General features: G+C 57.4%; 12 protein-coding genes. All 12 read right to left on the bottom strand.

Going from position 1 to position 13,417, the window contains the following annotated elements; translation table 11 throughout:
• Positions 1-220: 220 nt before the first annotated feature.
• The 12 genes from epsC to NP603_RS02315 all read right to left on the bottom strand — a co-directional run bounded on the left by epsC (position 221) and on the right by NP603_RS02315 (position 13,417).
• Positions 221-1,150 (bottom strand): serine O-acetyltransferase EpsC, encoded by a 930-nt coding sequence (gene epsC, locus NP603_RS02370; RefSeq protein ID WP_256609324.1) that lies wholly within the window; start codon positions 1,148-1,150, stop codon positions 221-223.
• Entirely contained in the window at positions 1,147-2,124 is a 978-nt protein-coding gene (gene cysK, locus NP603_RS02365) for a cysteine synthase A (protein ID WP_256609323.1), read from the bottom strand. The genes epsC and cysK overlap by 4 nt, the downstream gene beginning before the upstream one ends.
• Positions 2,125-2,203: 79 nt before the next feature.
• Entirely contained in the window at positions 2,204-3,106 is a 903-nt protein-coding gene (locus NP603_RS02360) for a LysR substrate-binding domain-containing protein (RefSeq protein WP_256609322.1), read from the bottom strand.
• 34 nt (positions 3,107-3,140) lie between these two features.
• A complete protein-coding gene (locus NP603_RS02355) occupies positions 3,141-4,184 on the bottom strand; it encodes a sulfate/molybdate ABC transporter ATP-binding protein (protein WP_256609321.1) in 1,044 nt (347 codons plus the stop codon).
• A 157-nt stretch (positions 4,185-4,341) separates the two neighbouring features.
• Positions 4,342-5,214, bottom strand: a complete 873-nt coding sequence (cysW, locus tag NP603_RS02350; protein WP_256609320.1) for a sulfate ABC transporter permease subunit CysW — start codon at positions 5,212-5,214, stop codon at positions 4,342-4,344.
• A 10-nt stretch (positions 5,215-5,224) separates the two neighbouring features.
• On the bottom strand, positions 5,225-6,052 hold the full coding sequence (gene cysT / locus NP603_RS02345; protein ID WP_256609319.1) for a sulfate ABC transporter permease subunit CysT: 828 nt from the start codon (positions 6,050-6,052) through the stop codon (positions 5,225-5,227).
• Between the two features lie 126 nt (positions 6,053-6,178).
• Complete coding sequence (locus tag NP603_RS02340; RefSeq protein ID WP_256609318.1) at positions 6,179-7,183, bottom strand: sulfate ABC transporter substrate-binding protein; 1,005 nt, start codon at positions 7,181-7,183, stop codon at positions 6,179-6,181.
• A gap of 203 nt (positions 7,184-7,386) precedes the next feature.
• Positions 7,387-8,892, bottom strand: a complete 1,506-nt coding sequence (locus tag NP603_RS02335; RefSeq protein ID WP_256609317.1) for an alginate export family protein — start codon at positions 8,890-8,892, stop codon at positions 7,387-7,389.
• A 119-nt stretch (positions 8,893-9,011) separates the two neighbouring features.
• A complete protein-coding gene (locus NP603_RS02330) occupies positions 9,012-9,197 on the bottom strand; it encodes a YezD family protein (protein WP_256609316.1) in 186 nt (61 codons plus the stop codon).
• Positions 9,198-9,479: 282 nt separating this feature from the next.
• The gene (locus tag NP603_RS02325) at positions 9,480-10,601 is read right to left on the bottom strand and encodes a sigma-54 interaction domain-containing protein (protein WP_256609315.1); all 1,122 of its coding nucleotides are present in this window, start codon (positions 10,599-10,601) and stop codon (positions 9,480-9,482) included.
• Between the two features lie 372 nt (positions 10,602-10,973).
• Positions 10,974-12,614, bottom strand: a complete 1,641-nt coding sequence (locus tag NP603_RS02320) for a ShlB/FhaC/HecB family hemolysin secretion/activation protein (protein WP_256609314.1) — start codon at positions 12,612-12,614, stop codon at positions 10,974-10,976.
• Positions 12,611-13,417, bottom strand: coding sequence for a hypothetical protein (locus NP603_RS02315; RefSeq protein WP_256609313.1), 807 nt, complete (start codon positions 13,415-13,417; stop codon positions 12,611-12,613). Before NP603_RS02315 ends, NP603_RS02320 begins: the two co-directional genes overlap by 4 nt.

Genomic DNA, 13,417 nt, shown 5'->3' with positions numbered 1-13,417 from the left:
TTCGAAAGGCTGTCAAGCCGCGCCGACTCTGAACCAGCGGCCGTTATCGAGTTACTGAATATGCTTATCTAAAAATAACGTTTAGCGAAATTAAGAAAACGCGTTACGCGCAGCCAATTCATTTTATCTCGTTGTTTTTTCGTAAAATTTTGTTGGCAGCGCATTGAAAATGCGTTCGGTAAAAAAGTTTTCGGTTAAACCGATTTTTTTATAAAAAACTTCAAATTCCGCCGCCGGCGGCGAAAATTTCGGTGCGGGTTTGGCCTTGGCTGACATGGCTACCCGGCGGCACGCTGTGGGTCAACCAGACGTTGCCGCCGATGATCGAGCCCTTGCCTATCGTAATCCGGCCCAATATCGTCGCGCCGGCATAAATCACCACATCATCCTCGACGATAGGATGGCGGGCATTGCCCTTGACCAGCATGCCGTTGTCGTCTTTCTCGAAGCGTTTCGCGCCCAGCGTCACGGCCTGGTAGACCCGCACCCGGCTGCCGATCACGGCGGTCTCGCCGATCACGACGCCGGTGCCGTGGTCGATAAAAAAACTGTCGGCGATCTGGGCGCCGGGATGGATGTCGATACCGGTCGCCGAGTGCGCCAGCTCGGCAATCACCCGCGCCACCAGCGGCGCGCCCAAGCGGTATAACTCGTGCGCGACCCGGTGGTGGATAGCCGCGGTAATGCCCGGATAACACACCAACACCTCGTCCGAGCTCCGCGCGGCCGGATCGCCTTCGTACGCAGCCTGAATATCGCTATCGATCAACAACCGGATTTTCGGCAATTGTTTGGCAAACTCGCGGGTAATTTCGGCGGCCTGCTGTTTGACTTCGGTAGAGCTGCCATTTTGTTCGGCGACGAAACGCAACTCCAACGCCACTTGCCGGTGCAATTGCCGCAACAGGCTGTCCAGGGTATGGCCGACGAAGTAATCGATGCCTTCGTCGTTCAAATCCTCCTGGCCAAGACGGTTGGGAAACAGCACCGCGCCCAGATTGTCGACGATAGGCCCGAGGATGCGCCGCGACGGCAACTTCGGCGGATGCTCGCGGCGCTGGCGGTGTTCCAGCGATTTCACGCGCAGATCGCGCAACTCGGCGACCAGCGCGTCGATACCCCAGCCGCAAGCGGTATCGCTCAGATTCATACCGCCACTCCCTGGGCATCGAACAAGCCTTCAAACAAGGCCGAACTCAAATAGCGTTCGCCCGAGTCCGGCAGAATCACGACGATGGTCTTGCCGACATTCTCTTCGCGTTTCGCCACCCGCACCGCGGCGGCGACCGCGGCACCGCAGGATATCCCGGCCAGGATCCCCTCTTCCCGTGCCAAGCGCCGGGCATAATCAATCGCTTCGTCGTTGCTGACCCGCTCGATCTCGTCCACCAGCGACAAATCCAGAATGTCCGGCACGAAGCCGGCACCGATGCCTTGAATTTTATGCGGCGCCGGTTGCAGTTCCTGGCCGCTACGGAACTGGGTCAGGATCGGACTGGCTTCCGGCTCGACCGCAATCGATACGATAGGCTTACCCTGAGTCAATTTGATGTAACGCGATACGCCGGTAATCGTGCCGCCGGTGCCGACGCCGGAGACGAAGATGTCGATCGCGCCGTCGCAGTCGCGCCAGATTTCCGGACCGGTGGTTTGTTCGTGAATCGCCGGATTGGCCGGATTCTTGAATTGTTGCAACAAAACATAGCGTTCCGGATCGGAGGCGACGATTTCCTCGGCTTTGGCGATCGCGCCTTTCATACCTTTCGCACCTTCGGTCAACACCAGTTTGGCGCCGTAGGCCACCAGCAACTTGCGGCGTTCGATGCTCATCGTGTCCGGCATCGTCAACGTCAGCGGAATGCCGCGCGCGGCCGCGACAAAAGCCAAGGCGATGCCGGTGTTGCCGCTGGTCGGTTCGATGATTTCCTTGCCCGGGCCCAGCAAACCGCGCTGTTGGGCGTCGTTGATCATCGCCGCGCCGATCCGGCATTTCACCGAGTAGCCGGGATTGCGACCTTCGATTTTGGCCAGCAAGGTCACCGGCGCGCCTTCGGTGATGCGGCTGAGTCTGACCAGCGGCGTGTTGCCGATCGATTGCGAATTGTCGGGGTACCAATATGCCATGTTGATGTCCTTGCGCCGGAGCGGCGCGAATGCCTGTAACGCGTTGAAAAAATCCCCTCTCATTGTCCGCAGCGCTTTCTCAAGCAGCAGGCCGGCCGATGCCGGCATTTAGCAATTCATCGATAAAGCAACGTAAATAAGTGGGCAGATACAGTTGCTTAAGATACGCCAATTTGGTCATCGAGCGTGGAATCAAATGCGCCAAGTCGATACAGACCAGATCGCTATCGTTGCCCGGCTCGTACGAAGCACCGGAAATGATGCCCACCCCCAGACCAAGCCTGACGTAGGTTTTGATCACATCCGAGTCGGCCGCGGACAAGGTGATATCCAATTCCAAACCGTGCTTGGCAAAGGCTTTTTCGATGTTGGAGCGGCCGGTATAACCGGGCGAATAGGTCAATAACGGATACGAGGCCAGCTTCTCCAGCGTCACCTTGGCCGCAGCCAGCGCATGTCCCTGCGGCACGATCGCGACGTGGTTCCATTCGTAGCACGGCTTGATCACCAGCTTCTCGCTGTCCTCCATTTTTTCGGTACAAATCGCGATATCGGCTTCGTGCCGATACAACAAATCGATGATTTCGCCCGGCGACGACTGCACCATGTAAATCGTCACGCCGGGAAATTGCGCCCGAAACTTGCGGATCGGCTCCGGCAACAAGTACTTGGCCTGAGTATGGGTGGTCGCGATGTGCAACGCACCGTTGCGGTTGGCCTGGTAGTCGTCGGCGATGGTCTGGATGTTGCGTTTGGCCAGATCGATGCCTTCGATTTCCTTCATCACCCGTTCGCCCAGCGGCGTAAAGCCCAGGATTTTCTTGCCGTGGCGCTCCAGCAGCGGCGAGCCCAATTCCTCCTCCAACAACTGGATATGGCGACTGGCGGCGGATTGGACGATATTGACCTTGTCCGCGGCTTTGGACAGGTTGAACTGGGTTTCCGGCAACAACCGCAGCAATTCCAATTGGCTGAAATTCATCGATTCACACTCCTTTGCGGAAGCCGGCTAGTCATCAGTTGAACCAATGCGCATGTTTGATCCGTAGCGCGACCCGATCGCCCTTTTGTAACGCCAGCTCGCGGAACTGTTCGTTCGGCATTTCGGCGTAAATGGTCGCACCGGAACCGTTGGCGCCGTCGCGGTTCAATTCCAGCCGGATCGTGCCGCCCAGATGCTGCCAATCTTTCAGATAAACCGGGGCCTTGGCCTGGTCGACCGGTTTCTCGATACCGATATTGTGCGGCCGGACATGGGCGACGATGCCTTGCGACTCGTCGACGATCACGCCGCTTTGCTTGAGCCAGAAATGTTCTTCCTCGTCGAGTTTGAACACATTGGTCTGGCCGATGAAACGGGAAACGAAATCGCTGGCCGGATGGTCGTAGATTTCGCTCGGCGTGCCCTTCTGCTCGATCTTGCCATGGTTCAACACCACGATCTGGCTCGAGACTTCCATCGCCTCTTCCTGGTCGTGGGTGACGAAGATGCTGGTTACGTTCAATTCGTGGTGCAAATGCCGCAACCACAGCCTTAAATCCTTGCGCACGCTGGCGTCCAGCGCGCCGAACGGCTCGTCCAGCAACAAGACCGACGGCTCGACCGCCAACGCTCGCGCCAAGGCGATGCGCTGGCGCTGGCCGCCGGACAATTGGTCCGGAAAGCGGTCGTGCAGCCAATCCAGTTGCACCAGATTCAGCAAATCGTGAACCTTCTTGCGGATGATCGCTTCGCTGGGCCTATCCCGGTGCGATTTGACGCGCAAGCCGAAGGCGATGTTGTCGAACACCGTCATGTGCCGGAACAAAGCGTAATGTTGAAACACGAAACCGATCTGCCGGTTTTTGACCGGTTGCTGGGTGACGTTGTCGCCTTTTAAATAAACCTCGCCCTGGTCGGCCTGCTCCAGGCCGGCGATGATGCGCAGCAAGGTGGTTTTGCCGCAGCCGGACGGCCCCAACAGCGCCACCAGTTCGCCTTCCGGAATATCCAGGTTGATGTTGTCCAGCGCTTTGAAATCGCCGAACTGTTTGCTGATGTTTTGTAGGGTGATGCTCATTTTGTGCCTCTGTGAATCTAACTTAGCCATAGACTTGCAGGCCGAAGGTCGGGTTATACCCATAGGGCACAAGCGCCTAGCGGCTCGGTAACCGCTCCTGCGTTGCCCTACCTCCTGCATCCATGCAGTCGTAACCCGACCTACGTTGTTTCGATTTTTATTCCTTCGCCTTCTTCCGTTCTTCGTTTTGTTTCCATTCCAGCAGGGTCTTGAAGATCAAGGTCACGATCGCCAAACCGGCCAGGATCGACGCGCTGGCAAAGGCGCCGACGAAGTCGTATTCGTTGTAACTAACCTCGACGTGCAGCGGCAGCGTATTGGTCAGGCCGCGAATATGGCCGGATACGACCGACACTGCGCCGAACTCGCCCATCGCTCTGGCATTACAGAGCAGCACGCCGTACAGCAAGCCCCATTTGATGTTGGGCAAGGTAATCTTGAAAAAGGTCTGCCAGCCGCTGGCGCCCAGCGACAACGCCGCCTCTTCCTCTTCGTGGCCGATTTCCTGCATCAGCGGGATCAATTCGCGGGCGACGAATGGAAAAGTCACGAACAAGGTCGCCAGGACGATGCCGGGCACGGCGAAGATAATCTTGATGTTATGTTCCGCCAAAAGCGGCCCCAACCAGCCTTGCGAGCCGAAGATCAGTACATAAATCAACCCGGCGATCACCGGCGACACCGAAAACGGCAGATCGATCAAGGTAATCAGCAGGCTTTTGCCGCGAAACTCGAAACGGGCGATGGCCCAGGCCGCCGACACCCCGAACACAGTGGTCAACGGCACCGTGATGGCCGCGGTCAGTAACGTCAAACGCATCGCCGCCAAGGCGTCCGGATGATGCAAGCTGGTGCTGTATGCCGTCCAGCCTTTGCTGAAGGCATTGATCAATACCGTCGCCAGCGGCAATACCAAAAACAGGCCGATAGTCGCCAGACTGATGCCGATCAAGGCCAACCGCACCCAGTCGGCATCTTTCAAAGCTAAAGCCCTGGCGGGTTGGCCTACTGCTGAGGAAATCGCACTCATCCCCGTCTCCTTAAAGTTGGCCGCTACGGCGGCGCACCCACCATTGCAGGCTATTGATTAATAACAACAACAGGAACGAAATCACCAGCATGGTCAGGCCTATTGCCGTGGCACCGGCATAGTCGTATTGTTCGAGCTTGGTGATGATTAACAGCGGCACCACTTCCGAGATGTAGGGCATGTTGCCGGCGATAAAAATCACCGAGCCGTACTCGCCGACGCCGCGGGCAAAAGCCAAGGCAAAACCGGTAATGGTCGCCGGTAGAATGTTCGGAAAAATCACTTTGATGAAAGCCTGCCAGCGGCTGGCGCCCAGGCTGGCGGCGGCCTCTTCCATGGCCAGATCGAATTCCTGCAATACAGGCTCGACGGTACGCACCACGAACGGCAAGCCGATGAAAATCAACGCGAACACAATGCCCAACGGCTTGAACGCAATCTGCACACCGGTAGCTTCGATCACCCATTTGCCGATCCAACCTTTGGGTTCGTAAATCGTCGCCAACACGATGCCGGCCACGGCGGTCGGCAAGGCAAACGGCAAGTCGATCAGCGCGTCGAACAGTTTTTTGCCGGGAAACGGATAACGCACCAGGGTCCAGGCGATGACAAAGCCCAACGCGGCGGCCACGGCGGCCGCGATTAAGGCCGCGCCGAAGCTGACTTGAAACGAGGCGATGACCCGTTTATTGGTCAAAATCCCCCAATACTGCTCCGGACTCAGATTCAACGATTTCAGCAGCAACGCGCTGAGCGGAATCAAGACGATCAGCGTCAGGTAGAGCAAGGTGAATCCCAGCGCGGGACGAAATCCGGGCATGATGTGGCTTTGTGGCATAAGTTCGGTATCAGGCTTTAGTTGGAAAAAACAGCGGTGTGATATCTCTCATCCGTTTTTCGCGAGCCGGCGCTAAGCCGGTAACGCGGCGGGGCATCCGCCATTCCGATGCCCCGCCGTGTAGTATCAAGGCGTATAGATCTGGTCGAAATTGGCGCCGTCGTCGAAGTGTTCTTTCTGCACCTGCGCCCAGCTGCCGAAGCGCTCACTGACTGTGAACAATTCCAGTTTCGGGAAGCGTTTCAGATCTTCAGCGTCGGCGTGCTCGGGATGCGACGGCCTATAGAAATGCTTGGCCACCAATTTTTGGCCGATGGGAGTGTACAGATAATTCAAGTACGCTTCGGCCAAGTCCTGGGTGCCGTTTTTCTTGACCACTTTGTCGACCACGGTCACCGGGGTTTCGGCTTTGATGCTGGTCGGCGGCACGACGATTTCATATTCGCTGGCGCCGAATTCCTTCAAGGCCAGGAAGGCTTCGTTTTCCCAGGTAATCAGCACGTCGCCGATGCCGCGTTGAATAAAGGTCGTGGTCGAACCGCGCGCGCCGGAATCCAGCACCGGTACGTTTTTAAACAGTTTTTTGACGAAATCCTTGGCGGCGTCCTTGCTGCCGAATTTTTTCTCGCCGTAAGCCCAGGCCGCCAGATAGTTGTAGCGGGCGCCGCCTGAGGTTTTCGGGTTGGGGGTGATCACTTGCAAACCTTCCTTGGTCAGATCGCCCCAGTCCTTGATACCTTTCGGGTTGCCTTTACGCACCAGGAACACGATGGTGGAGGTGTAAGGCAAGCTGTTTTCCGGCAGGCGTTTTTGCCAGTCTTTCGGCAGCAAATTGGCTTTTTCGGCGATCTGGTCGATGTCGTAGGACAACGCCAAGGTCACCACGTCCGCTTCCAGGCCGTCGATCACCGCCCTGGTCTGTTTGCCGCCGCCGCCGTGCGATTGCTGGACGTTGACGTCCTCGCCGGTTTTTTCTTTCCAATACTTGATGAATTCCTTGTTGAAATCCTGATAGAACTCGCGGGTCGGGTCGTACGACACGTTCAGGATGGTTCGGTCCGCCGCCGCAGTAGCGCTAGTCAGCAGGCCTAATGCGATCAGCAGAGATTTAACGGTATAACTCAGCTTCATAATGACTCCTCTAAGAGATTTATTCGGTACTCGGCCGCCGAAACGCCCGGCTTTAACACCTTTGGCGATATGTTACGCGGCCTTTTATCTGATTTAAAATGATAGTTTTAGAGATACATATCTTATTTATGGATATAAAAACCCATGGCTCCGCCCCGTTTGGCCGACTGGCCGGCCAAGCGTCCCAGCCGGGTACTTAACGCTTATTTATATTTGGGCTTGCCGTCGCCGAATGCGTTCAGCGAAACTTCGAAATAAAAGAAGTTGCTCGGCTCGTTGGTATAAGGCCCATTGGCTCTGGCCAACGAAGTCGTATACTCTCCGGGCGTGTAATGGGCGTAACTCACGCTCCAATCCACAAAAGCGTTCAACTTGTGGCGCAAGCGGATGTCGAACTCGTGGCCCATGAAGGTCTTGCCGTTGCCGTTACCCAAACCGGCCCGCCGCCAACCGCCGGCATCGCTCTCCAGCCAATAGGCGTTGTAACCGGTATCGATCCGCACATCGGTATAAGGCGTAAATTCCAGCCGCGCCTTGGGGGCATGAATGTTGTCCCACGAGTAATAGTCGTTACGCGACCAAGGCTGGTTAAAGCCGTAAAAAGCGTCGAAGCGTTGATTGGTGCGGTCGCCGCCGGTTTTATCGCCGGTACCGTAACCGTAATACACGCTGGCGCGCGGTTTCCAGTCGTGGTCGAAGGTGTAACCCAGCTCTAACGAATAAGCCAAAGCGTCGTGCTGCTCGACGATCTGCGAATAGTTGTTGCGGTTGGTTCCGGTCAAGCGCCCCTGATGGCCGAACTGTTTGGTGATATCGGCATCGAAATCGAAGCCGCTGTCCCAAAACAAACCGTAGACCCGTAAACCCGGCGAATAAATATCGGCATCGGCCTTGCGGTTGGCGTTGATCGGATTGCGCGGATCGCCATCGACGTGCTTACCCAGAAAATACGGCTGGATCGTCACATAGTCCGACCATTGCTTCCAACTGAATACCGCGCCGTAGAACCAAGTGTCTTCGTCGGGCTGGTCGAATTCGTATTTCAAGCGGTCGACCGGTTGAAATACGAAGGTATCCAGGTCCCAATTGTTTTGGCGCTTGCCGAAGCGTACCCGGTAACCTTCGAAATTGTTGGTGGTATTGCGGAATTCGTTGTTACCGACCAAGCGCCGGTCCAGTAGCTCCAGATGCTGGCGGCCGGCGCGAATGCTGATCGGCCGGTTATGGCCCAAGGCATTGGCAAAATACAACTCGGCGTAGCCCTGGATCATTTCGAATTCGTTGACGTCGGCGTCGGTCCGGCTGTAGAGGCCGTTATAACTGCGGGCGTCCTCCAATTCCAGGACAAAGCGCAGCGGATCGAGAATATCCTTTACCCCTAGGAAAGCCCGTGTTCTCAATAACCAGATATTGTCGGGATCGGGCCGGTAAACTCCGCTGTTGGTTGCCCCCACCGGCCGGTAATCGTTTTCCCGGTATTCGTAACGGCTGCGAAAATCCAGACCGACGTCGAGCCACTCTACATTGCGGAATTGTTCGAATTGGGTCTTGCTCAAGTTTCTGACATAAGCCGGCGTATCGGGTGCCGGCTCCACGCGGTAGCCTTTGGTCGGCCGGTAGTAATCCTCTGCGCCGGCGCTCCCAGTTAAGCTGAGCAGTAAGCCGATCGCGCCGGTCGCCGATAGCGCGCTGATTTGTTTACGTTTCATGTTTAACCCGTTGTTGTGGTATCGGTTAAGGAAACAGGGTTCCTGACCCGGTAACTTCCGGCGATCCGGTCGGTTATCGGTTAATCGTTTATTTTAATCGCCGCCGGTGCGGTAGATATTTAGTGAGCGCTTGCCCCAGTTTTGACTCTGAATTTTTCGTGCTTTTCGATTTGCACAACCCGGCCGTCGTGAACCACGATTTCCACTGAACCGAAGCGCAGCCCTTGCAAAATCGATACGATCTGCTGCACCAATTCCTGCTGCTGCGCCGACTTGGCGTGTTCGGTTTCGAACTGGATATCCATTTGGCCTCCGAAGGTTTCAAATGCTTGTGTTAAGTCCCGTTGCGGAGCATGGTACGGAAAACAAATGGTCATTTGAAACGGTAAATATCGATTTATTCATCTAAAAAACAGATAAACAAGCATCGGCTATTCGGAAAAAGATGCTGAAGCACCAGCGAAGGATGGGAATGATTCGGCCTTGGCATGACGATATGCCTTCAACGGCGCAGTGCGTGCCGAGATAAAGAAGGGATCGATCGAAGACCGGCGGCAGCCTACCCGCCGATCGCGCGCAGGACCGGTTTACCGCTCCAGATGCAGCAGCGACCCGCGCTTGCCGACCTGCTGCAACATGCCGTAAAGCTCGAGCTTATGGCGCAGCACGTTGCGGCTGATATCCAACAATTTCGCAGTCTGCACTTGGTTCTTTTCGCAATAGCCGAACGCGGTGCGAATCACGGTTTCTTCGATAATTTCGAACAATTTCGGCGGCGCTTGCTCGCACAGCCGTTCCAGCGCGGTTTCCAGCGAATCGACCGATACCGACGGCACATGCTCGGGAGTGCGCACGCCGGACAGTTTGAAGTCTTCCGGTCCAAGCCGGTTGCCGGGACAAACCAGCAAGGTGCGGTGGATTGCGTTTTCCAGCTCGCGGATATTGCCGGGCCAATCGTAATTCAGCAACGCCAATTCCGCGCCGGGCGACAATTTCACGTCGTCGTGGCCGAGGCGTTCGCCGTAGATTTTCAGAAAGTGCCGCGCCAAAGGCAGAATATCGCCGGGGCGTTCGCGCAGCGGCATCAAATGAATCGTCGCGACATTGAAGCGATAATACAAATCGGCGCGAAAATGCTGGGCCGCCACCGCCTCTTCCAGGTTGATATTGGTCGCGGCGATGATGCGCACGTCGACCGGTTTCGGTTGGCGCGAACCGACTTTGACCACCTCGCGTTCCTGCAACACCCGGAGCAACTTGGCTTGCAGACCCAGCGGCAAATCGCCGATTTCGTCCAGAAACAAGCTGCCTTTGTCGGCGGTTTCGAACCAGCCTTCTTTCGATGTCAATGCCCCGGTAAACGCACCTTTCTCGTGACCGAACAGTTCGCTTTCGATCAAATTCTCGCTCAGCGCCGCGCAATTCAAAGCCCCGAACATATATTTGCTGCGTTTGCTCAACGCATGAATATGGCGGGCCACCAATTCCTTGCCGGTACCGGTCTCGCCGATCACCAGTACCGTAGCATCGCTTGGCGCAATCCTTTCGATTTGTTCCAACAAACGCCTGGACACCGGATCTTCGAACACCATTGCCGTGGCGCGGGTAGATAACGCCAGCTTTCTGGATTGCGATTCGTCGAATGCCAGTAACGGCGCGGCGGTATCCGCCGCCGGGTTGTCGAAATCGCGGTTAAGCACTGTATCCATAACTGTTCATGTAAACGTCTAAGTTGTTACCAAATGCCGCTCGCCGGCCGGGTTCGGCAAAAAAGGGCAAGCCCGGGCAATACCGTGATCTGGATAGCAGATTCCATTCCAAAAAATCGATATCCGTATCGATTTATGCCGAAACGGCGCATCTCGATTGGCTAGCAGGCTTGCCGAGCGGCCCAACGCGTACTCGCCAGGCCAATTCGGCGCACGTTATTGCTTATCCGCTGCTCGCGAGTCAGCCTATCGGTTCGGACTAAGCAGCAAACTGACCGAATCGGAGCAAAAACCCAGCGCCAAAAGTTGAAATACCAACAGTCGCTGTTGCTTGACTGTTGCTTTTGTGCGGCCACATGCCCAATCTGATGGTTAAAACTCATAAGCCATCCTAAAATCGAGCCGTTGTTGACCGATGTCGACGGCGCCGTGGGCGTGGAACGGGTAGGCCCAGTCCAGTTCGCCGCTGAGGCGTTTCAGCAATTGCAGACGCAGGCCGACGCCGGCTGCAGCCAAGGTATCCTGGGCGGGAGTCGGTGCGATCGGCGCATCGGTCCACAAATGGGCCCAGTCGATGAAGCCGAGCAGGCGCAGGTTTTGCGCCGCTTCGAACTCGCCCGGCAGCAGGTGCGGGCTGTATAGCTCCAGCGACAGATTGACGCCGTGGTCCCCCAGCAGCTGGGTCTGGTGGTAGCCCCTGACGCTGAGCGGGCCGCCGGCCGAGAATTGTTCGTTGCTGATTAGTCGCGCCGCGCTGGCCTGGCCGCCGGCCCGGGCCAGTAAGCGAAAATCCGCCGGAAGCTGCTGCTGGTGTTTCAGATCGGCAGTCAGGTAAAGAAAATTGGGCGTGGCGCCGGCACGTTTACTTTCGAATTGTTCGGCGTCGTTAACCAGGCCGCGAAAGCTGAAGTGAGCGGTCAAATTCAGACTACTGGCATGGCCGTCGCCGCGGCGCACGCCGTCGTAGCCGGCGACGAAAGCGGCGTAACTGATCGGGCTGGCGCTGTCGGCAAACTGGGCGATCTGCTGGCCGAAGTTCTTGTAATCCACACCGAAACTCAGGCTGTGCAGCACGCCGTCGCTGGTGCTGTCCAGCGGCTTCACCAGGCGGGCGCCGTAGATCGAACCGGCACCGACCACCGACAGGCCGCCGACGTTGACACCGAGCTGGGTGCTGGAACTGATGCCGATGCCGTACAACGCCAGCCGGGTGTCGGCCCAGCCGGTCGGCAGCACGTAAGTGCCGGACCATACTTCGACCTCCTCGGCGTTCTGCGGCGAGACCTGGTATTGCAGCGAAGCGCTGTGGAACTTCTGCCACAGATTGTCGTAGCGCAGTGCCCCTTGCAGCCGAGTATAGCTGGTCTGTTCCGAATTGCGGCTGTTCAGCTCCAGGCTGCCGTGCAGCGGCAGTTCGTCCTTGACCTTCAGTTCCACCTCCATCTTGCCCGGGGTCGAACCGGCACGGAATACCGGCGTGATCGAACGGTCGCCGGATTGTTTGGCCAGCGCGTTGATCTGCTCCTGCACCTGCGGCATATGCGGCGCCCGGCCTTCCGCTAAGGCCGGCACGCCGGCGCGGATCTTGCCTAGATCGAAATAGCGCGAGCCACTGATATGCAAAGTCTCGATACTGCCCTCCACCACCATCAGCCGTACGCTGGCTTCGTTGACGTCCTGCTCCGGGATCGACACCACCACGGTCGGGTAACCGGCCGTGCGGTAGGCTTCTTCCAATGCGGCCCGAGCCTGTTCGACGTCGGCCACGGTTTTCTCCGGCCCCAAATAGGGATATACCGCCTTTTCCAGGGTTTCGTCGTCGAGCAGGCTGTTGCCGTCGATCTGAAAGTCCAGCACGTCGAAGCGCGGTTGCGCTTCGCCGGCCCATTGCGCGGCGGTGTCGGCTGCATCGGCTGCGGCCGGGCCGGCCGAACCGCTAGCTGCGTTGGCAGCGGCATGGAACACGCCGAAAACAGCCAGCCAGACCGGCGTTAACGCTGCGGAACGCCTCATCGCTCGACCTCCGCAGACGGCACCGGCTCAGCGGCCTGCTGCGTAGCCACGGACGTGCCGGCAGGAACGGCTTGCTCCGCGCCCCCCTGCAATTCGTGGGCGGGGCTTGGCTCGACCACGGGCTGGCTGTCGCCACCGCGGGAAACGGTGGCCTCGAACGGCGTCACTTTCAACTGCTTCAGTTGGTAACGGTATTCTTCCGCCCGGTTTTGCGTATCAACCTTGGCGATGCCGGTGATCGGTTCCAGTTCGGCCAGTTGCTGCCACAGGCCTTTCTGTTCGTAACCGTCGACCACTTTCTGGTTCAGCTCACGCAACTGCTGGTTCAGGCCGGCGCATTGTGCAATCCATTGTTCCCGTTCCTGCACCGCCTGCACCAGCAACTGGTTGTCGTCGCGAATGTCGCGGGCTTTCGCCACCACCTCGTTGTGTTTTTGCACCAGGGCCTGTTCGCGCTGGCGCTGCTGCGCCAATTGGCCTTCCAGATTGCCGCGCACCGCTTCCAGACCTGCTTTATAACGTTCAACCTGCTCTTGCAGCGCCGGCAGTAGCCGAACCTGCTGCTGCAGGGTCTGCAACTGCCCTTCCAGCGCGGCCTTCTCGCCCAGCCAGGCCGTTTTCTCGGTCTCCAGCGCCTGCTTTTCCTGGCTGAGCTGGCGGATCAGGCCCTGAGCCTTTCTGAGCGCGTCGCCTCCCGGCGCGGCGGCTTTGGGTTCGGCGTCACTGGTTTCAATGCCCGCCAACAACAGTAGCAAGCATAAGGGCGGTAAATAAATCCGGCGCCAGGGTTGTTGCTTAGCCAT

It is taken from the genome of Methylomonas aurea, from assembly GCF_024505045.1.
GTDB lineage: Bacteria > Pseudomonadota > Gammaproteobacteria > Methylococcales > Methylomonadaceae > Methylomonas > Methylomonas aurea.
Note: the sequence above shows the minus strand (reverse complement) of the source record. Positions and strands in the feature narration are given on the sequence as shown.